Here is an 18,368-nt window from a genome sequence, read left to right as displayed (position 1 = left end):
CCCTCTTCGCTGTTATCGTCGTCACGATCGGGCGGAGGCGGAGCGGGTGGCGAACAGGGCGGCGACAAGGTGGTCCCGGGCGGCGGCCGTCGCCGGCCTGGCTGCCGCGCTGCTCTGCCTGTCGGGCTGCCAGGCGCTCGGGCTGCCGGGCGCCGGGCCGGCGAGCCCGCGCGCGACCTCCGCGCCCGCCGTGGACGTCGCACCGCCCTTCGACTGCGCGGCCTTCACCGCCACGCCCGCGGTCGAGGCACTGCTCGGCGGCGCAGCGCCACTGGCGACGACCCCGGCGGGGGCGCTCACGACGCCGTCCGGGCGCGGACCGTTCGGCGCCCAGGCGGCGGGCGGCGGCTGGTGCCGCTGGGGGGACGACCCCGCCGCGAATCCCGCGGCCTCCACGGCGCCGGTGCACCTGCTCTCCGTGCAGCTCCTGCCGCGCGCGACCGCGAACTGGCAGTGGCAGGCCCAGCAGTACGCCCAGACCGCGGCGACGGGCGCGCACTACGACGGCGGCGAGTCCCGCGGCGGCGACTGCGGCCCGGCGACGTCAGGGGGGAGCACCTGCCACACGAACGTGCTGGTCGGCAGCTCCTGGCTGGCGGTCGACGCCGTGAGCAGCACCTCCACCATCGACGAGAAGGCGTTCCACGCGCTCGTCCAATCGTTCGTGCCCACCGTCGCCGCGATCGACGCACGCGCCGCGACACCCGCCCCGGTGAAGCCGCTGTCCTGCGCCGACGCCGCCTGGCTGAAGGCCGTCGCCGGCAGCTACGGCGCGGCTTCTGTCGCCGTCCTCGCCCCGGCCGCGACCTTCGGACTGCCGAACGCGCTCCTCGCGGACCCGCGGGTCACGGTCTGCGCGTACCGCGCGGGCACGGGAGACTCCTCGCTGATCGGCACCGTCTCCGTCCTCCGAGGTGCGTCCGCCGCGTTCGCGACCTATCACGGCCTCGTCGTGGGCCGCGACCCGGACGCCAGCGGTGGCACGATCAAGCTCGGCAGCACCGAGCTCGCCACGCTGGTCCGCCATACGGACGCGTCCGGGTCCACGCCCGCCGAGACGGTGGTGGACGCTCTGGTCGGCGACGCGTGGATCCAGTTCGCCGCGGTGTCCGGCTCCGACGACCAGGCGGCCTCGGTCGTGGGGTGGGTGGCCGGCCGGCTCTGACCCGGCCGGCTCTGACGCGGTCAGAGAGCCGTGCGCGGAGCCTCCGTCGCCCGGCGCGGGTCCACCAGCGGCAGCGACACCCGGAAGGTCGCTCCGCCGCCGTCGGTCTCCACGACCTCCACGGTGCCGTGGTGCGCCGCCACGATGGAGGAGACGATCGCCAGGCCCAGGCCGCTGCCGCCGGTCTCGCGGGCGCGGGAGGAGTCGGCGCGCCAGAAGCGCTGGAAGATCTTGTCGCGGATCTGCGGCGGGATGCCCTCGCCGTGGTCGCGCACCTCGAGCACGGCGCGGTCCGCGCGGTGGTCGACCTGCACCGCGATCTCGATCGGGCTGTCCTCCGGGGTGTAACGGAGGGCGTTGCCCATCAGGTTGGTGACGACCTGGCGGAGCTTGTTCTCCTCCGCCATCACGATCGCGGGCTCGGCCGGGGGAGCGGCGAGGACGACCTTCTCCGCGGTCGTGACCGCGATCGGGCCCGTGCTGCCCCGGCGTCCGCGGTTGCTGCGGCGCAGCCGGGCCAGCGCCGAGCCGGCGAAGGCGATCGGGCCGGTCGCGCCCGGCGGGCGGGTCAGGTCCTCCGGGAGGCTCATCGGCACGGTGTCGAGCCCGGGCTCGGCCGGGTCGGTCCGCAGCACGGCCGGCACCGGCGCGGGCGTCAGCACGGTCACCCGGCGGCCGGGGGCGCCGGCCATCGCGTCCATCGCGGCGTCCTGCGCGATGCGCACCAGGTCGACCGGCTGGAGGTCGAGGGGTTTCGTCTCGTCGAGCCGCGCCAGCTCCAGGAGGTCCTCGACGAGGAGGCCCATGCGGATGGCCTCCTTCTCGATCCGGTCCATCGCCTGGGCCACGTCCTCCGGTGTCTGCAGCGCGCCCATCCGGTAGAGCTCGGCGTAGCCGCGCACGGAGACGAGCGGTGTCCGCAGCTCGTGGGAGGCGTCGCCGACGAACCGTCGCATCTGGTCGATCGTGCGCGCGCGGTCGTTGAAGGCCCGGTCGATGCGGTTCAGCATCGTGTTGAGCGAACGGTTGAGCCGGCCGACCTCGGTGTTCGGCGTCGCGCCGCCGAGGCGCTGGCTGAAGTCGCCGTCGGCGATGGCCGCGGCCGTCTGTTCGACTTCCCGCAGCGGGGAGAACGTCGTCGTCACCAGCATCCGAGTGAGGCCGGCGCCGACGATGATGACGATGACGCCGAAGCCGAGGAAGATCGCCAGGAAGCTCGCCATCACGGTGTCGATCTGGCTCGTCGTGGTGGCGACGATCGCGGTTGCGAGCTCACCGGTCTGCGCGAACGTCTGCGTCGTGACGAGCGCCCGGTACGCGGTGTGGCCGTCGTTGCTCGCCATCGAGAAGCCGCCGGCCGGCAGGGCTTTGGCCTCCGTCAGGCTGAGCTTCTCGGGGATGGCCGGCCGGTGGGCGAACGGGATGTTGCTCCAGTTCGTCTTCACCAGGTTGCCGCTGGCGTCGTACAGCGCCGCGAAATAGTCCGACGGGCTCGAGTCGGTGGCGATCTTGTCCTTGTCCGACGACGAGCCGAACAGGTACGTGTTGACGTACGTGGCCCCTGACGCCGCCGAGAGCTGCGCGTCGAGCTGGTCGATCAGCACCGGCTTCAGCATCGACATCGTCCCGATGCCGGTCACCAGCAGCCCGAGCGTCAGCATGAGCACGGTCACCCCGGTGATCTTGGTCCGGAGGGAGATCGCGTTCCAGCGGTCGAGCAGGCGTGAGTGCATCAGGCCGCCAGTCTAAGCAGACGGTGCTGAGCCGAGGGTGTGAGCGCCGGTCACGCCTTCGCGGCCTTGAGCATGTAGCCGAAGCCGCGCTTGGTCTGGATGAGCGGCTCGCTGGAGTGCGCGTCCACCTTGCGGCGCAGGTAGGAGATGTAGGACTCCACGATGCCCGCGTCGCCGTTGAAGTCGTACTCCCAGACGTGGTCGAGGATCTGCGCCTTCGACAGCACGCGGTTGGGGTTGAGCATCAGGTAGCGCAGCAGCTTGAACTCGGTCGGGCTGAGCTCGATGGGGGTGTCGCCGACGTAGACCTCGTGGGTGTCCTGGTCCATCGTGAGCTCGCCCGCGCGGATGACGGCGTCCTCGTCGGCCTGCATCGTGCGGCGCAGGATGGCCTTGATGCGCGCGACGATCTCGTCGAGGCTGAACGGCTTGGTGACGTAGTCGTCGCCGCCGACCGTGAGGCCGGTGATCTTGTCCTCGGTGTCGTCCTTGGCGGTGAGGAACAGGATGGGCGCGGTGTAGCCGGCGCCGCGGAGCCGCTTGGTGACGCCGAACCCGTTCATGTCCGGGAGCATGACGTCGAGGATGATGAGGTCTGGCTCCTCTTCGAGGACCGCGGAGATCGCCTGGGCTCCGTTGCCGACCGCGCGCACGGCGAAGCCGGCGAAACGGAGGCTGGTGGTGAGGAGATCGCGGATGTTCGGCTCGTCGTCGACGATGAGAATGCGGGGTCCTGCGTTCATGCGAAACAGTATCTGCGCGTCTGCTGAATTCTGTCTGTGAGTGGACGGTGCGCGGTGAGTGTATGGGGCCGGTGCGGGCAGTGCGACCGGCCCACGCGCGCCGTGCACGGGACTGGCGCAGGCAGTGTGAAGAGTGGATGCTGAGGAGACCAGCGATCGGAGCACTATGTCCAATCCCACTGTGGTCATCGTCGGAGCCGGTCTCGCCGGGGCGACGACGGCCGTCGAGCTGCGGTCCCGGGGCTTCGCGGGCCGCATCATGCTGCTGGGCGCGGAGGAGCACCATCCCTACATCCGCCCGCCGCTCTCCAAGGAGTATCTGAAAGGCGACTCCGCCTTCGACGACGCCACCGTGAAGCCCGCGGACTGGTACACGGACAACGACGTGGAGTTCCTCCCCGGGTCGACGGCCGGCTCGTTCGACCCGGCCGCGCACGAGCTGTTCCTCGCGGGCGGCGCCCGGATCACCTACGACAGCCTGGTGCTGGCGACCGGTGCCCACGCCCGTCCGCTCGGGGTGCCCGGCAGCGGTCACGGCGCCGTCTTCTCTCTGAGAACCATCGAGGATTCGCAGTGGCTGCGGGCGGCCCTGGAGGTCGGCTCCCGGCGCGTCGTCGTCGTCGGCTCCGGCTGGATCGGCATGGAGGTCGCCGCCGCGGCGCGCGGCTACGGCAACGATGTGACGGTGGTCGGGCGCGCGCATGTGCCGCTCGCCCCCGCGATCGGACCCGAGCTCGGCGGGGTGTTCGAGCGGCTGCACCGCGACAACGGCGTGGTCTTCCGCAACGCGGCGCAGGTGTCGGCGGTGGAGGGCGGCGACGAGCAGGTCGTCGTCCTGGCGACGGGCGAGCGGATCCCGGCCGATGTGGTGGTCGCCGGCGTCGGCGCCGCGCCGAACACGCAGCTGGCCGAGCAGTCCGGCCTCGCGCTGGACAACGGCATCCCGACCGACGAGGCGATGCGCACCGCGGTGGAGGACGTGTACGCCGTCGGGGATGTCGCGAATCCGCTGCTGCCGGCGCTCGGGCAGCGGCTCCGCAACGAGCACTGGGCCAACGCCATCGCGGGCGGAACCGTCGCCGCGCGGGCGATCGCGAGGGAGGACGCGAGCTACGACGACATCCCGTACTTCTACTCCGACCAATACGATCTGGGCATGGAGTACTCCGGCTACGCACCCCTTGCCTCCGGCGCGCGCGTCGTCTTCCGCGGCGACGTGGCGGCCCGCGAGTTCATCGCCTTCTGGCTGCGCGACGACCGCGTGGTCGCCGGGATGAACGTGAACGTGTGGGACGTGCAGGAGCACATCCAGCGCCTGATCCGCGGCCGGGAGGCCGTCGATCCCGACCGGCTCACCGACGAGAGCGTGGACCTTGCAGAGCTCTGAGACCGGCACCGCGATGTACCTGCCCCCGCTCCGCGTCCCCGTGCGCACCATCGGCGCGCGCACCTTCGACTTCTCCCGCCGCGTCGCCGTGATGGCCGTGGTGAACCGCACGCCGGACTCCTTCTTCGACCAGGGCCGCACGTTCGCCCTCGACGCCGCGGTCGCCGCCTCCTTCGACGCCGTCGCGGCCGGAGCGGACTGGGTGGACATCGGCGGCGCCCCGTTCGCGCCCGGCGAGGCGATCCCGCCCGGCGAGGAGGCCGACCGGGTCGTGCCCGTCGTCGCGGAGCTGCGCGCAGGGTCGGACGTCGTGATCTCGGTCGACACCTTCCACGCGGCGGTGGCCGCCCGGGCCATCGCTGCCGGCGCGACCGTCGTCAACGACACCACCGGGCTCAGCGATCCCGACCTCGCCCGCGTCGTCGCGGAGAGCGAAGCGACCCTCGTGCTCACCCACAGCCTCGCCGCGCCGCGCACCTTCTACGCGCGGCCGGCGTACGACGACATCGCGCGGGACATCGCGGACTTCCTCCTCGAGCGGGTCGATCGCGCGGTCGCGGCCGGCGTCCCGGAGGAGCGCATCATCCTCGACCCCGGGCACGACCTCAACAAGAACACGCTCCAGTCGCTGGAACTCACCCGGCGGCTCTCCGAGATCGCGGACCTCGGCTATCCCACCCTCGCGGCGGTCTCGAACAAGGACTTCATCGGCGAGACCCTGGACGCCCCGCGCGCGGAGCGCAGGGACGGCTCGATCGCCGCGGCGGTCGTCGCGATCGTCAACGGCGCGCGGATCATCCGGATGCACGACGTGGCGGGGTCGGTGGCCGCGGCGCGGATGACGGAGGCCATCCTGGGGCTGCGCGAGCCGGCCTACCTGAAGCACAACATGGGCGACGTCAATGAGTGAGGCCGCGATCGACCGGATCTCCCCGCTGCCCGCGGAGGAGGGGATCGGGGACGGGCGCATCGCCGAGCTGTACTCCGAGGGCGCGGGGAGCCCGTGGCTGCGGGTGAACTTCGTGTCGAGCATCGATGGCGCCGCCACCCGGCAGGGCCTCTCCGGCGGGCTCTCCGACGACGCCGACCACCGGGTGTTCGACATCCTGCGCCGGCTCTGCGACGTGGTGCTGGTCGGCGCGGGCACCGTGCGCGCGGAGGGCTACGGCCCGATGCGCGTTGACGAGGTCTCCCAGCGGGCGCGCCGCGACGCCGGGATGACCGCGCACCCGGTCTTCGCGATCGTCTCGGGCAGCCTCGACCTCGACCCGGCGAGCCCGATCTTCCGGGATGCGCCGGAGCGCCCGATCGTCGTCACCACCGAGCTGTCCCGGCGCGACACCCGGGAGGCGCTAGCCGAGGTGGCCGACGTCGTGGTCTGCGGCGAGGAGCGCGTCGAACCCGCCCTGCTGCGGGCGGGCCTGGTCGAACGCGGGCTGAGCCGCATCCACTGCGAGGGCGGACCGCACCTGTTCGGTGACCTCATCGCGGCCGGGGTCGTGGACGAGCTGTGCCTGACCGTCGCCGCGACGCTGGAGGCCGGGGTCGCCTCCCGCATCTCGGCCGGGGCCGCGCCGATCGTCCCGCCGGAGATGCGGCTCGCCCATGTGCTCCAGTCCGGCGACACCCTGCTGCTGCGCTACGTGAAGCGCGCATGACCGATCGCGTGCCCGTCGACGCGGCGCTGGTCCGGCGGCTGGTCGACGCCCAGTTCCCGGCGTACCGCTCGCTGCCGGTGCGCGACGTGGAGCTGAGCGGCTGGGACAACCGCACCTTCCGGCTCGGCGAGGAGCTCAGCGTGCGCCTCCCGAGCGCGCGCGGCTACGTCGAGCAGGTCGCGAAGGAGCACGAGTGGCTGCCGCGCCTCGCGCCGCAGCTCCCGCTCCCCATCCCGCAGCCGGTCGCGCAGGGGGAGCCGGGCGAGGGCTACCCGTTCGCGTGGTCGATCTACCGGTGGCTGCCCGGCACTCCGCTCGGACTGGTGGACGACGTGGACGCCGTCGTGCTGGCGGCCGAGCTCGGCGCCTTCCTGACGGCGCTGCGGCGCGTGGACGCGACCGGCGGCCCGGCGGCCGGGAGCCACAACTTCTACCGCGGCGCGCCCCCCGGGGTCTACCGGGAGGAGGCGCTCGAAGCGATGCCCGCCGGCGCACCGACCATCGACCCACGGCTGGCGCGACGGATCTGGGACGCCGCCGAGGGATCGGAGTGGGAGCGGCCGGGCGTGTGGCTGCACGGTGACGCGGCTCCCGGTAACCTCCTGGTCCGGAATGCGCGGCTCTCGGCCGTCATCGACTTCGGCACCTCCGGGGTCGGCGACCCGGCCTGCGACCTCGTCCCGGCGTGGACGATGTTCGACGGGGACGCGCGGCGCGCCTTCCTCGACGCGGTCGGCCTTGACGCGGCGACCGAGCAGCGGGCGCGCGCCTGGGCGCTCTGGAAGGCGCTCATCAGCGTCCGTGACAGCCCCGACGACGCGCCCTCGCGCCGCACCCTCGCCCGCCTCGCCGCCGACCCCGGCGTCTGACCCTGCGTCGAAGGGCACGTAAACGCCCCTAAAACACACTTTTAGGGGCGTTTACGTGCCCTTCGGGAAGCGCAGCGACGCGTACTGCGCGCAGGGCTTCAGTTCCGGAGGACGGCGGCGAGCATGATCACGATGAGTGCTACGAACCCCAGGGCGAAGAACACTGTGGCGCTGACAGCGACCCAGTGGACGAACGCACGCTTCGCTTCGGCTCGCGGATCCGAGTCGGCGATGAAGAGCCAGGTGATCATGGACTCGACGATGCCGGCGTACCTTCTGTTCGCGCGCGGAGGCGTGGAGCCATCCCGCGAATCCTCGGACATGCGACGAGCATATGCCGCCGGTAACGGTGCCCGTCGAAGGGCACGTAAACGCCCCTAAAACGCACTTTTAGGGGCGTTTACGTGCCCCTCGGCGTGGGTTTGCGCCGCCGCGAGGGCGTGTGCGTCGAGGATCGTGTACGAGTACCCCTGCTCCGCCAGGAACCGCTGCCGGTTCTGCGCGAAGTCCTGGTCGACGGTGTCGCGCGAGACCAGCGTGTAGAAGTTCGCCGACAGCCCCGACTGCTTCGGCCGCAGCAGCCGGCCGAGGCGCTGCGCCTCCTCCTGTCGCGAGCCGTACGAGCCGGAGACCTGGATGGCGACCGTCGCCTCCGGGAGGTCGACCGAGAAGTTCGCGACCTTGCTGACCACGAGCACCGGCGTCATCCCCTCGCGGAACTCCTGGTACAGCCGCTCGCGCTCGTCCACCGGCGTCGCGCCCGTGAGCTGCGGCGCGCCGAGCGCCTCCGCGAGCTCGTCGATCTGGTCGAGGTACTGCCCGATCACGAGGATGCGTTCGCCGGCGTGCCGGTCGACCAGCTGCCGGACGACGTCCAGCTTCGCCGGGGCCGTCGCCGCGAGGCGGTAGCGCTCGTCGTCCGCCGCCGCGGCGTAGCTCAGCCGGTCGGAGGCCGGCAGGTCGATCCGCACCTCGAAGCAGGAGGCGGGGGAGATGAAGCCCTGCGACTCGATCTCCTTCCACGGCGCGTCGAAGCGCTTCGGGCCGATCAGGCTGAACACGTCACCCTCCCGGCCGTCCTCACGCACCAGCGTCGCGGTCAGGCCCAGCCGGCGCCGCGCCTGGAGGTCGGCGGTCAGCTTGAACACCGGCGCGGGGAGCAGGTGCACCTCGTCGTAGACGACCAGGCCCCAGTCCAGCGCGTCGAGCAGCGCCAGGTGCGCGTACTCGCCTTTCCGCTTGGCGGTGAGGATCTGGTAGGTCGCGATCGTGACCGGCTTGACCTCCTTGACCTGGCCCGAGTACTCGCCGATCTCCTCCGCGGTGAGGGAGGTGCGCTTGATCAGCTCGTCCCGCCACTGCCGCGCCGACACGGTGTTGGTCACCAGGATGAGCGTGGTGGTCTTCGCCGTGGCCATCGCGCCCGCCCCGACCAGGGTCTTGCCCGCGCCGCAGGGGAGCACCACGACCCCAGAGCCGCCGTCGAAGAAGTTGCTGACCGCCTTGCGCTGGTAGTCGCGCAGCGCCCAGTCGCGCTCGTCCAGCTCGATCGGGTGCGGAGTGCCGGGGGTGTAACCGGCCAGGTCCTCCGCGGGCCAGCCGAGCTTGACGAGCTCCTGCTTGAGCTGGCCGCGCGCCCAGGCCTCCACGGTGAAGGTCGTCTCGTCGCGGCGCTCCACCAGCAGCGGGGCGATGCGCTTGGCCGTCGCGACCTCCAGCAGCACCGCCCGGTCGGCGGAGCGCAGCAGCAGCGTGCCCTCCTCGTCGCGCTCGATGACCAGCCGGCCGTAGCGGGCGACGGTCTCCGAGACGTCCACCGTCACCGTCTGCGGGATCGGGAACTTGGAGTACGTCTCCAGCGTCCCCAGCATGTCCTCGGCGGTGTGCCCGGCCGCGCGGGCGTTCCACAACCCGAGCCGCGTGATGCGGTAGGTGTGGATGTGCTCGGGCGCGCGCTCCAGCTCGGCGAAGACGGCGAGGTCGTGCCGGGCGTCCTCGGCCGCGGGATGCGCGACTTCGAGGAGGACGGTGCGGTCGCTCTGGACGATCAGGGGGCCATCGGACATGACCGCTCAGTCTACGCTGCGCAGCCCCTTGACGCTGGAGAGCGGCAGGGTCCGCTCGATGTCCGCCGCCCGGTCGCGCCCGCGCAGGCGCCCTCCGCCGATGCCGGTCGGCTCCAGGAGGTAGTCGACCAGCCGCCCGTCCGGCATCGCGACTTGCACGATGACCGTCGTCCGCGCGCGGACCGCCTGGTCGAGCTGGCGGGCGAGCCACTGCTCTCCGGTGTCCTCCTCGGTCGCGTCCGCCGAGCGCAGCCGGGCGACGAGCTCGGCGGCGGTGTCGCGAGTCGCGGCGGCCGTCGTCCGCTCCGCGGTCCTCCGGCGCTGCGGGGTCACCAGCGCGCCGGAGGCGTCCTCGGCGACGACCGGGTAGCGCGCGTCGCTGAGCGCCCAGTACACGACGTCGCGCGGGAACCGGCTGACCAGCGTCCGCTCGTCCGCCCGCAGCAGCCGCAGCGACGACAGCGACTGGTCCACGGCGATCGTGCCGAGCAGCGTGGCGTCGTCCGACCGCACAACGGCCTTGCCCTCCGCGCCCGCCTCGCCGTCGCGCACCCGCACCCGGCCGTGGCGCTCGACGGCGTCGGCGATCAGGTAGTCGAGCGGCTGCGGCACCCCGGTGAGGGAGACCGCGGCGAGGAAGTCGTGGATGCTCGCGGCCGTCTCGCCCGCGGTCACCGCGCGGTCGATGGAGGCCGCGGAGAACCGGAAGGTGGAGGCCAGCGCCCGGCTCTCCAGGTCGGCCATCGTGCGCAGCCGGGCCTCCACGTCGGGCGCGAGCGGGCCGGGCGAGATGACGCTCAGGTCGTGCTGGAGGTAGACCTGGGACACCTCGGCAGGGAAGTGCACGACCATCGCCGCGGTGGCCGCTGCGGGTCCCGCCTCCAGGAGCAGGGCTCCCGCGCTGCCGGGAGACCGGCCGGCGGTGACGCCGAGCCACTCGGCCTCCCGGACGTACTGGTCGACGCGCTCCTCGGTCTCGGCGACCGCTGCCGGGTAAAGCCAGGCGAGCTGTGCGCGCAGCGGCTCGCCCCACGGCGACCGGCTGCGCGCCGTGAGCAGCGCGCGGACGTCGTCGGGGAGGCCGTCGAGCCAGGCTCCCGCGAGGTCGCGCCAGCGATCGGCCGTCGTGGCGTGCTGCCAGGCGGCGACCTCGGCGGTCGGCAGCCAGAGCCCGTCCGCGACCGCGGCCAGCCCGGCGCGGGCGGCGACGGAGAGCGCGACGGGGACGACGGCGGCGTCGACCGCCAGCGCGTCCGCGAGGCGCTTGGCGGCCGGGAGGGCGAGGCCGCCCTTTTGGAGTTCGCGTGCGCCCTCCCGCCCGAGCTCGGTCAGCAGCTCGGAGACGCCGGAGACGGCCTCGAACGCGCGCTCGGCGGCGAGCCGTTCGGACCCGGCCAGCTCAGCGGGGGTGAGCGGGTCGGGGACGGCGGGTGGCGCGGTGTCGAGCAGCGCCGCCGGCCGGGGGAGGCCGAGCGCCGGCCAGGCGGCGAGCCGTGCCGTGACCGCGTCGTAGGCGGCGGCGCCGTCGTCCGCAGGGTGCAGGAGGGCGAGGGCGGCGAGTGCGTCGACAGCCGCGCGAACGGCGTCCGTCGTCGTGCCGGCCGTCGCGGGATGCCGGCCGAGCCGGGCGGTGATCGCCTCGCCGCTCTCGGCGCCGCCCGCCTCGCCGAGCACCGCGAGGGTGGCGAGCCGCAGCCGGTCGAGCGGCGCGAGCGCCCGCTGCACGGACTCCGGGTCGAGCAGCGCCTCGGCCAGGTCGAAGAAGTCGGAGATGCCGGCGCGGCGCACCGGACGAGCACGCAGCAGGGCGGCGAGCTCGTCGTCCGGCAGGGCGCGCAGCCGCGCCGCCAGGGCGAGCGTCGTCGTCATCGCGGCGGTCCGGAGGGGGAGGTCAGCGCCGGTCCTTGGGCCCGGCGGCCTTCGCCGCGCGGCTGCGCTGGCGGCCCGTGACGATGATGAGTGTGATCAGCAGCACGAACGCGATGGGGAGCGCCACGAGGGGGAACAGGAACACCGCCGGCCACAGTCCCTGACCGGAACCCTGCTCCGGCATCCCGCCGAGGGCGGACCCCACGAGGATGGCCGCGATGCACACCAGCGACACGACGACGAGCGCCGCAACGATGTAGGAGAGGACGCGCTGGAGCCGCGATGCGGGCGGTGGGGTCTGCTGGGTCACGAAATCAAGGATAATTGAGGTTGGTCATTCGATCCCCCATGTGAAGTGAGGTTCCCATGCCTACCGGCAAGGTCAAGTTCTACGACGAAGAGAAGGGCTTCGGCTTCATCGCCACCGATGACGGCCAGGAAGTCTTCCTGCATGCCTCGGCGCTGCCCGCCGGCGCCGTCGTGAAGGCGGGGTCGCGGCTCGAGTTCGGCATCGCCGACGGCAAGCGCGGCGCGCAGGCCCTCTCGGTGCGCGTGCTGGAGGCCCCTCCGAGCCTGGTGAAGATGAAGCGCAAGTCGGCCGACGACATGGCGATCATCGTCGAGGACCTCGTGAAGCTGCTCGACGGCATCGGCGCCAACTTGCGCCGCGGCAAGTACCCCGACAAGGCGCACGGCGCCAAGATCGCGGCGGTGCTGCGCCGGGTTGCGGACGACCTGGATGCCTGACGACCGGAGCACCGAGGACCAGAGCACCGAGGACCAGAGCACCGAGGACCAGAGCACCGAGGACCAGAGCACCGAGGTGCCGACGGCGCAGGAGCCGACCGACGCTGACGCGCAGGTCCCCGAGCCGACGGTCGTCGAGCTGAGCGAGGCCGAGGTCGCCGACCTCCTGGCCGCGCTCCCGCTCGCCCGGGCAGGCCTCGCTGAGATCACCCCGGAGAGCACGATCGGCGACCCCCTCGGGCACGTCGTCGAGCCCACCGGCGCGGTCTCGCTGCAGTTCGCCGCCGTGCTCGCGGGCTACCCGGGCTGGCACTGGACCGTCACGGTCGGCCGGGCCGACGGCGACACCGAGCCGACCGTGCTGGAGGCCGAACTGATGCCGGGCGAGGACGCCCTCCTCGCGCCGGACTGGGTGCCGTGGTCGGAGCGCCTGGCCGAGTACCAGGCCGCCCAGGAGGCGCTCGCCGCCGAGGCCGATGCGGCGGGAGCCGAGGGCGACGACGCCGACGTCGAGGACGACGCCGATGACTACGAGGACGACGACGAGTACGACGACGAGGACTCCGACGAGTCCGAGGCCGACGAGTACGCGGACGACGACCGCGATGTCCACGACCTCCACGCCGACGACGACCTCGACGGCGTCGACATCGACTCGGTCGATGTGGCCTTCGACGAGGACACCGACGTCGACACGGAGCTCGACCTCGCGACCGAGGAGGCCGCGGCGCTCGCGGACGACAGTGCCGAGGCCGACGAGACTGAATCCGACGACGCCGACGAGGCGGATGCCCTCAGCGACTCACCGGCGCTTGCGGGCGCGGATGACGCTGAGCCAGCCGAACCCGAGCAGGCCTAGCGCGATCCCGACGACCACCGTCCAGATCCACCAGCCGCCACCCGCGGCGGTGATCGGGCCGGCGTAGACGAGCGTTGGGATCAGCGCGAGCGCCCAGAGCCCGGTGCCGACGAGCACTGCGATGCGGCCGTCCGTCGGCACGGGCACCGGGTCGGGACGGCGCTCGTCGTCGCGCAGCCAGAGTCGCACGTTCGGCCCGTCCCTTCTTCTTCGGTGCTGCCCGGCTCAGCCCAGCCGCTCGACCACGTACTCGACGCAGCCGATCAGCGCGCGCACGTCGTCCGGCTCGATGGCCGTGAACGTCGCGACGCGGAGCTGGTTGCGGCCCAGCTTGCGGTACGGCTCGGTGTCCACGACGCCGTTCGCGCGGAGCGTTTTGGCGACGGCGGCTGCGTCGATCCGGTCGTCGAAGTCGGTCGTGACGACCACCTGCGAGCGGTGCGCCGGGTCCGCGACGAACGGGGTCGCGTACTCGACGCGCTCCGCCCACGCATACAGGGCGTTGGACGACTCCTTCGTACGGGCGTCCGCCCAGGCGAGGCCGCCGTTGCCGTTCATCCATTCGAGCTGGTTCTCCAGCAGCACGAGCGTCGCGACCGCCGGAGTGTTCAGCGTCTGGTTGAGGCGCGAGTTGTCGATCGCGTTCTTGATGCTGAGGAACTCCGGGATGTAGCGGCCGCTCGCGGCGATCCGCTCGACCCGCTCGATGGCGGCGGGGGAGAACAGCGCCAGCCAGAGACCGCCGTCCGAGGCGAAGTTCTTCTGCGGAGCGAAGTAGTAGACGTCCGTCTCGCTCGCGTCGAAGTCCGCGCCGCCCGCCGCGCTGGTCGCGTCGATCACGGTCAGTGCGCCGGCGTCGCCGTGCACGCGCGTCACCGGCGCCATCACACCGGTGGAGGTCTCGTTGTGCGTCCAGGCGTAGACGTCGACTCCCGCCACGGCCTCCGCCTCCGCCCGGGAGCCCGCCGGAGCCTCGATGACGTGCGGGGCCTGCAGCCACGGGGTCTTCGCCGCCTTGGCGAACTTGCCGCCGAACTCGCCGAAGACCAGGTTCTGGCTGCGCTGCTCGATGAGCGAGAACGCCGCGGCGTCCCAGAACGCGCTGGAGCCGCCGTTGCCGAGGACGACCTCGTACCCGTCGGGGAGGCGGAACAGCTCGCCCAGTCCCGAGCGTACGCGGCCGACCAGGTCCTTCACCGGCGCCTGGCGGTGGGACGTGCCGAGCAGTTCCGCGCCGGGGCCGGCCAGGGCCGCGACCTGCTCCGGACGGACCTTGGACGGCCCGCAGCCGAATCGTCCGTCGGCGGGCAGGAGGTCGGTGGGAATGGTCACGTCCGGCATAACTGAAGTGTATTGGCTGTTGAACGGGTGAGGCGGGTCCATGACGGCGTCCTACGCGGGGTGCCGTCACCTCGGCGTCGCCGGCAGCAAGTAGGCTCGTATCCGCAGAATCGCGCGGCCTGCACGGAGGGGTTCATGACCGACCTGATCGACACGACAGAGATGTACCTTCGCACCATCCTGGAGCTGGAGGAGGACAACATCGTCCCGCTGCGCGCGCGCATCTCCGAGCGTCTCGGCCACTCCGGCCCGACCGTCTCGCAGACCGTCGGCCGGATGGAGCGCGACGGTCTCGTCGTCGTCTCCGGCGACCGCCACCTGGAGCTCACCGACGACGGCCGCCGCAAGGCCGTGCACGTCATGCGCAAGCACCGCCTCGCCGAGCGCCTGCTCAGCGACGTGATCGAGCTGGAGTGGGAGTACGTGCACGAGGAGGCGTGCCGCTGGGAGCACGTCATGAGCGAGCAGGTGGAGCGGAAGCTCATCACCATGCTCGGCCACCCGACCGAGTCGCCGTACGGCAACCCCATCCCCGGGCTCGCCGAGCTGGGCTCCCCGGACGCGGCCTCCACTGAGAATCTGGTGAACCTCGTCGACGTCGTGCGCGGCGGCGATTCTGAGGTGACTGCCAGGATCCGCCGGCTGGGCGAGCCGGCGCAGGTCGACCCCGAGCTGCTCCTCCAGCTCAAGCAGGCCGGGGTTTTTCCCGGCTCGACCGGCACTTTCGCTGCGGCCGGCTCGTACGTCACCGTGCAGATCGACGGCTTCGAGGCCGGCCTCGAACTCCCGAACGAGCTCGCAGCGCACATCTTCGTCGAGGCCTGACCTCCGTTACCGTTTCGTTAAAAAGTGCGCGAAACGAAGTGACAAACGCCAAGTGGTCCCGTAGTCTCTAACGAGTTCGAACGGGCCAGAAGCCGGCCCAATAGGACCCCGACCGGGACGCTCCAACCCCCCTGAAGCCCGTCTCCCTGGCCGGTGAACCGAATGCCGATCGCATCGGACGGGAGCAGCTCCCTAGTGCTGCTGGAGCGCAGGAGGTTGCACTTTGGCACACTCTGGTTCGTCCGATCCTGCCCAGGACCGGACCCCTGAAGACCCGGAAACCGCTGCTTCACCGACGTCGATGACGTCCGCGCCCGGGTCCCACCTCGTCTCCAGGCGGTCGCTCCGCACGGCGAAGGCGCCGGTCGCCGCAGCTCCCAAGGCTGTCGCGAAGACGCCGGCCCCTGCTGCGAAGGAGTCCGCCAAGCCCGCCGCGAAGCGCAAGGGCGGCTGGATCCTCAACGTCGGCGTCATCACCGTGGCCACCGGCATCATCGCGACCATGTCGCTCCCCGCCTTCGCGTTCAACCCGAACGGCGCGGACTCCGCGAGCTTCGGCCCCAGCGCGTCCGACAGCATGAAGAAGGCGGCGGCGCAGTCCGTGGCCGTCGGCCAGGGCGTCACCGCCTCCACCGTCAGCCGCGACGTCGCCACCGCGACCAGCCAGCAGCAGCTCGACTCGGCCAAGGCCGCAGCCGCCGCCACCGCTGCCGCTGAGGCCGCCCGCCAGCGCGCCGCCGTGTCCCTCGCCAACTACGCGAGCAACTCCGGCCCGTCCGTCTCCTCCTTCCTGGCCAACCCGCCCTACCCGAGCTTCAGCCTCCCGCAGGTGTTCTCGGTGGCGAAGCAGTACATCGGCACCCCGTACGTCTACGGCGGCGCCAGCCCGAGCGGCTTCGACTGCTCCGGCTATGTCATGTACGTCTACGCCCAGTTCGGCATCTCCCTGCCGCACTCGGTGTCGGGGGAGGCCGCCCGCGGCACCAAGATCTCGATCAACGACGCCCAGCCGGGCGACCTGATCGTGATGCCCGGCCACATCGGCTTCTACGCCGGCAACAACAACATCATGGACGCCCCCGACTCGGGCCGCTCGATCTCGATCCGCCCGATCTGGACCAGCGACTACTACGTCGTCCGGCTGGGTATCTGACAGCAGAACCCGCGGTGAACACTGCGGTCCACGCACCAGAGATGGCGCGCCACGAATAGGTGGCGCGCCATTTCTGCGTTACTCTGATGCCCTGGCGCAACTGCCAGGCAGCCGTGCAGATCGGAGTCTCCGATGGCCGAGTCGACCACCGTGCGGTCACCCAGGGTGACCACCGAGGTGGGTCGCGGCCTCCGAGCCGAGCGTGAGCTGCTGCCGCGCCACCGCGACTTCCTCGCCTGCCGCCACCATTTCGAGGCCTGCCAGCGCCACCATGTGGCCTGCCGCCACCATGCCGCCGTCTTCCAGGGCGCTGTCCGTTCGGACAGTGCCCTTTTTGTTTCCCTGGCACCCGTTCGCCCCGTCCACCCGAAAGGACGCAGATGAAAACACTGGTCCTCAACGCCGGCTACGAGCCCCTCGCGGTCGTCTCCTTCAAACGCGCCATCGTCCTGGTGATGAATCAGAAGGCGACAGTGCTGTCGAGCGACGCGGCCCACCCGGTCTGGAGCATCTCGGGCCGCTACGACCGCCCGTCGGTGATCCTGCTGACCCGGTATGTGCGCATCCCGCACGGCCGCCAGGTGCCGGTCTCGCGCCGCGGTGTGCTGCGCCGAGACAGCCACCGCTGCGGCTACTGCGGCAAGACGGCGACGACGATCGACCACGTCTTCCCACGCTCCCGCGGCGGCGCCGACAGCTGGGAGAACCTGGTGGCCTGCTGCCTGCGCTGCAACAACGTCAAAGGCGACCGCACCCCGGCCGAGATGGGCTGGACGCTGAAACTCACCCCCCACGCCCCGCACGACAGCTCATGGGTGGTCCGCGGCGTGGAGGGCGGCCAGGCAGACTGGCAGGACTACCTGGGGGTGGCGGCCTGACTTTGCGCCCCAACGGCCTCGGGTAGGCTGGAAGGGCTGGCCTCTGTAGCTCAATGGAAGAGCTGCTCCGTCCTAAGGAGAAGGTTGGGGGTTCGAGTCCCTCCAGGGGCACCATTGAGGGTGCTGTAAAATTGCTGGTCATAGGCGATTTCCATCGAAATGGAAATCGCCGATTTTCGTTTTTGCCCACAATTTGCCCACAGGGACGTCGAAAAACTCTAAGAAACTCTAAGAGATCTCGTGTGATCTCAGTCGCCCTCACTCGATCGCTCCAAATGACGGCGACGAAGAGTCGCTGGCCTGCGTCGGAGCGACGCCTCATTCAAAACAACCCAGACGCGCCCGGTCGCAGCCGAAAGGCGTAGCCAAAGATGAGCGGGCCGACAATTCGCCCGGCGATAGCGATTCCGATCAGTGGTGGGGAGTCCAAGAGGCGTGCGACCGGGAGCAGGAAGAGGCAGGCGACGCCGACAACCACGGCGAGGATTGCAAGGCGCCGCCAGCGGCGTCTCGGCATGATCGTGCGCAGAAGCCTTAAGGGACGCCAGCTCCGGCCGGCGGCGAGTCGTCCTGCCTGCATCAGCGGAATCCATCCGTAGAACCCCAGTGAGAGCAAGGCGCCGGACACGAGCAGCGCTGCCGTCCCAATAATGAGGTACTGTTCTGCGGTTTCCGCAGTGAGCGCCCGATACGCGCGGTAACCGAAGACCAAGAGAGTTCCGGCCGCCACAATACAGACGGACACGGCTAGGGCCGAGAAAAGTGGTGCGCCGTGCGAGCCGGCGCTGAGTGCGGCCCAAACTTCGAGTGCAGCAAGACCGACCAGGAGCAGGGGAGGAAGAACCCATTCGTAAACTCGGGTCGGTGTGCCGGCCGGCAATGCCGCGAGCACGCTATTGGCCGCGGCATCGTCTTCCACGTAGTGCAGAGTACTAGGTGAGCAGATACGTCAGGAACTCGTTGAGTAGCTCAATGAGCGAGGCGCGGTCACGTCCACGTTGTTAATCAGACACTGGCGAGCGTTCTCTCCTCAAGCTGGATTCCGCGTTTCCAAGAACTCAGGCGGCATGTGGGA

20 protein-coding genes and 1 tRNA gene are annotated in these 18,368 nt (G+C 71.2%); 11 read left to right on the top strand and 10 right to left on the bottom strand.

Going from position 1 to position 18,368, the window contains the following annotated elements:
* Nucleotides 1-46 precede the first annotated feature (46 nt).
* Complete coding sequence (locus ACFRFH_RS00590) at nucleotides 47-1,165, top strand: hypothetical protein (RefSeq protein ID WP_382461092.1); 1,119 nt, start codon at nucleotides 47-49, stop codon at nucleotides 1,163-1,165.
* 20 nt (nucleotides 1,166-1,185) lie between these two features.
* Here the strand turns inward: ACFRFH_RS00590 and ACFRFH_RS00585 are convergent, their stop codons facing one another.
* Together ACFRFH_RS00585 and ACFRFH_RS00580 are read right to left on the bottom strand one after the other, a co-directional pair.
* On the bottom strand, nucleotides 1,186-2,898 hold the full coding sequence (locus tag ACFRFH_RS00585; protein ID WP_382461091.1) for an ATP-binding protein: 1,713 nt from the start codon (nucleotides 2,896-2,898) through the stop codon (nucleotides 1,186-1,188).
* A gap of 50 nt (nucleotides 2,899-2,948) precedes the next feature.
* On the bottom strand, nucleotides 2,949-3,641 hold the full coding sequence (locus tag ACFRFH_RS00580; RefSeq protein WP_179605211.1) for a response regulator transcription factor: 693 nt from the start codon (nucleotides 3,639-3,641) through the stop codon (nucleotides 2,949-2,951).
* A gap of 166 nt (nucleotides 3,642-3,807) precedes the next feature.
* Between ACFRFH_RS00580 and ACFRFH_RS00575 the strand changes: the two genes are divergently transcribed.
* The 4 genes from ACFRFH_RS00575 to ACFRFH_RS00560 are packed head-to-tail and all read left to right on the top strand — an operon-like array spanning nucleotide 3,808 to nucleotide 7,555.
* Entirely contained in the window at nucleotides 3,808-5,028 is a 1,221-nt protein-coding gene (locus tag ACFRFH_RS00575; protein WP_382461090.1) for an NAD(P)/FAD-dependent oxidoreductase, read from the top strand.
* Nucleotides 5,029-5,041: 13 nt separating this feature from the next.
* On the top strand, nucleotides 5,042-5,938 hold the full coding sequence (folP, locus tag ACFRFH_RS00570; protein ID WP_382462709.1) for a dihydropteroate synthase: 897 nt from the start codon (nucleotides 5,042-5,044) through the stop codon (nucleotides 5,936-5,938).
* Nucleotides 5,931-6,686, top strand: coding sequence for a pyrimidine reductase family protein (locus ACFRFH_RS00565; protein ID WP_382461089.1), 756 nt, complete (start codon nucleotides 5,931-5,933; stop codon nucleotides 6,684-6,686). Before folP ends, ACFRFH_RS00565 begins: the two co-directional genes overlap by 8 nt.
* Complete coding sequence (locus ACFRFH_RS00560) at nucleotides 6,683-7,555, top strand: aminoglycoside phosphotransferase family protein (protein WP_382461088.1); 873 nt, start codon at nucleotides 6,683-6,685, stop codon at nucleotides 7,553-7,555. The genes ACFRFH_RS00565 and ACFRFH_RS00560 overlap by 4 nt, the downstream gene beginning before the upstream one ends.
* Nucleotides 7,556-7,653: 98 nt before the next feature.
* Here ACFRFH_RS00560 and ACFRFH_RS00555 read toward each other — a convergent pair whose 3' ends face one another.
* The 4 genes from ACFRFH_RS00555 to ACFRFH_RS00540 are packed head-to-tail and all read right to left on the bottom strand — an operon-like array spanning nucleotide 7,654 to nucleotide 11,800.
* A complete protein-coding gene (locus tag ACFRFH_RS00555; RefSeq protein WP_382461087.1) occupies nucleotides 7,654-7,878 on the bottom strand; it encodes a hypothetical protein in 225 nt (74 codons plus the stop codon).
* Between the two features lie 54 nt (nucleotides 7,879-7,932).
* Nucleotides 7,933-9,621: a DNA repair helicase XPB gene (locus tag ACFRFH_RS00550; RefSeq protein WP_382461086.1), complete on the bottom strand. Its 1,689-nt coding sequence runs from the start codon at nucleotides 9,619-9,621 to the stop codon at nucleotides 7,933-7,935.
* 6 nt (nucleotides 9,622-9,627) lie between these two features.
* Nucleotides 9,628-11,490 carry a helicase-associated domain-containing protein gene (locus ACFRFH_RS00545; protein WP_382461085.1) on the bottom strand — a complete coding sequence of 621 codons (1,863 nt, stop codon included), beginning with the start codon at nucleotides 11,488-11,490 and terminating at the stop codon, nucleotides 9,628-9,630.
* Between the two features lie 22 nt (nucleotides 11,491-11,512).
* Entirely contained in the window at nucleotides 11,513-11,800 is a 288-nt protein-coding gene (locus tag ACFRFH_RS00540) for a hypothetical protein (RefSeq protein WP_382461084.1), read from the bottom strand.
* A gap of 56 nt (nucleotides 11,801-11,856) precedes the next feature.
* Here ACFRFH_RS00540 and ACFRFH_RS00535 point away from each other — a divergent pair, with 56 nt between their 5' ends.
* Complete coding sequence (locus tag ACFRFH_RS00535; RefSeq protein WP_185276707.1) at nucleotides 11,857-12,237, top strand: cold-shock protein; 381 nt, start codon at nucleotides 11,857-11,859, stop codon at nucleotides 12,235-12,237.
* A complete protein-coding gene (locus tag ACFRFH_RS00530) occupies nucleotides 12,230-13,096 on the top strand; it encodes a DUF3027 domain-containing protein (RefSeq protein ID WP_382461083.1) in 867 nt (288 codons plus the stop codon). The genes ACFRFH_RS00535 and ACFRFH_RS00530 overlap by 8 nt, the downstream gene beginning before the upstream one ends.
* Here ACFRFH_RS00530 and ACFRFH_RS00525 read toward each other — a convergent pair.
* The gene (locus tag ACFRFH_RS00525) at nucleotides 13,040-13,285 is read right to left on the bottom strand and encodes a DUF2530 domain-containing protein (protein ID WP_382461082.1); all 246 of its coding nucleotides are present in this window, start codon (nucleotides 13,283-13,285) and stop codon (nucleotides 13,040-13,042) included. The genes ACFRFH_RS00530 and ACFRFH_RS00525 overlap by 57 nt on opposite strands.
* A gap of 36 nt (nucleotides 13,286-13,321) precedes the next feature.
* Nucleotides 13,322-14,437, bottom strand: coding sequence for a phosphoserine transaminase (gene serC / locus ACFRFH_RS00520; protein WP_382461081.1), 1,116 nt, complete (start codon nucleotides 14,435-14,437; stop codon nucleotides 13,322-13,324).
* 135 nt (nucleotides 14,438-14,572) lie between these two features.
* Between serC and ACFRFH_RS00515 the strand changes: the two genes are divergently transcribed.
* Complete coding sequence (locus ACFRFH_RS00515) at nucleotides 14,573-15,262, top strand: metal-dependent transcriptional regulator (RefSeq protein ID WP_382461080.1); 690 nt, start codon at nucleotides 14,573-14,575, stop codon at nucleotides 15,260-15,262.
* A gap of 301 nt (nucleotides 15,263-15,563) precedes the next feature.
* Nucleotides 15,564-16,415: a C40 family peptidase gene (locus tag ACFRFH_RS00510; RefSeq protein ID WP_382461079.1), complete on the top strand. Its 852-nt coding sequence runs from the start codon at nucleotides 15,564-15,566 to the stop codon at nucleotides 16,413-16,415.
* Between the two features lie 156 nt (nucleotides 16,416-16,571).
* Here the strand turns inward: ACFRFH_RS00510 and ACFRFH_RS00505 are convergent, their stop codons facing one another.
* Nucleotides 16,572-16,781 (bottom strand): hypothetical protein, encoded by a 210-nt coding sequence (locus tag ACFRFH_RS00505; RefSeq protein ID WP_382461078.1) that lies wholly within the window; start codon nucleotides 16,779-16,781, stop codon nucleotides 16,572-16,574.
* A gap of 14 nt (nucleotides 16,782-16,795) precedes the next feature.
* Here ACFRFH_RS00505 and ACFRFH_RS00500 point away from each other — a divergent pair, with 14 nt between their 5' ends.
* Both ACFRFH_RS00500 and ACFRFH_RS00495 read left to right on the top strand, forming a co-directional pair.
* A complete protein-coding gene (locus ACFRFH_RS00500) occupies nucleotides 16,796-17,293 on the top strand; it encodes an HNH endonuclease (RefSeq protein ID WP_382461077.1) in 498 nt (165 codons plus the stop codon).
* 39 nt (nucleotides 17,294-17,332) lie between these two features.
* Nucleotides 17,333-17,407: transfer RNA gene (locus ACFRFH_RS00495), tRNA-Arg, on the top strand.
* Between the two features lie 208 nt (nucleotides 17,408-17,615).
* Here ACFRFH_RS00495 and ACFRFH_RS00490 read toward each other — a convergent pair.
* Complete coding sequence (locus tag ACFRFH_RS00490; protein ID WP_382461076.1) at nucleotides 17,616-18,212, bottom strand: hypothetical protein; 597 nt, start codon at nucleotides 18,210-18,212, stop codon at nucleotides 17,616-17,618.
* Nucleotides 18,213-18,368 lie beyond the last annotated feature (156 nt).

Source organism: Leifsonia sp. NPDC056824, from assembly GCF_042789575.1.
Lineage (GTDB): Bacteria > Actinomycetota > Actinomycetes > Actinomycetales > Microbacteriaceae > Leifsonia.
Note: the sequence above shows the minus strand (reverse complement) of the source record. Positions and strands in the feature narration are given on the sequence as shown.

Bases quoted from the DNA above. Each gene is read 5' to 3' on its own strand.
- ACFRFH_RS00545 (WP_382461085.1), bottom strand. From the start codon at position 11,490: ATGACGACGACGCTCGCCCTGGCGGCGCGGCTGCGCGCCCTGCCGGAC.
- serC (WP_382461081.1), bottom strand. From the start codon at position 14,437: ATGCCGGACGTGACCATTCCCACCGACCTCCTGCCCGCCGACGGACGA.
- ACFRFH_RS00535 (WP_185276707.1), top strand. From the start codon at position 11,857: ATGCCTACCGGCAAGGTCAAGTTCTACGACGAAGAGAAGGGCTTCGGC.
- folP (WP_382462709.1), top strand. From the start codon at position 5,042: ATGTACCTGCCCCCGCTCCGCGTCCCCGTGCGCACCATCGGCGCGCGC.
- ACFRFH_RS00565 (WP_382461089.1), top strand. From the start codon at position 5,931: ATGAGTGAGGCCGCGATCGACCGGATCTCCCCGCTGCCCGCGGAGGAG.
- ACFRFH_RS00510 (WP_382461079.1), top strand. From the start codon at position 15,564: ATGACGTCCGCGCCCGGGTCCCACCTCGTCTCCAGGCGGTCGCTCCGC.
- ACFRFH_RS00530 (WP_382461083.1), top strand. From the start codon at position 12,230: ATGCCTGACGACCGGAGCACCGAGGACCAGAGCACCGAGGACCAGAGC.
- ACFRFH_RS00515 (WP_382461080.1), top strand. From the start codon at position 14,573: ATGACCGACCTGATCGACACGACAGAGATGTACCTTCGCACCATCCTG.
- ACFRFH_RS00560 (WP_382461088.1), top strand. From the start codon at position 6,683: ATGACCGATCGCGTGCCCGTCGACGCGGCGCTGGTCCGGCGGCTGGTC.
- ACFRFH_RS00550 (WP_382461086.1), bottom strand. From the start codon at position 9,621: ATGTCCGATGGCCCCCTGATCGTCCAGAGCGACCGCACCGTCCTCCTC.
- ACFRFH_RS00585 (WP_382461091.1), bottom strand. From the start codon at position 2,898: ATGCACTCACGCCTGCTCGACCGCTGGAACGCGATCTCCCTCCGGACC.
- ACFRFH_RS00555 (WP_382461087.1), bottom strand. From the start codon at position 7,878: ATGTCCGAGGATTCGCGGGATGGCTCCACGCCTCCGCGCGCGAACAGA.
- ACFRFH_RS00500 (WP_382461077.1), top strand. From the start codon at position 16,796: ATGAAAACACTGGTCCTCAACGCCGGCTACGAGCCCCTCGCGGTCGTC.
- ACFRFH_RS00580 (WP_179605211.1), bottom strand. From the start codon at position 3,641: ATGAACGCAGGACCCCGCATTCTCATCGTCGACGACGAGCCGAACATC.
- ACFRFH_RS00575 (WP_382461090.1), top strand. From the start codon at position 3,808: ATGTCCAATCCCACTGTGGTCATCGTCGGAGCCGGTCTCGCCGGGGCG.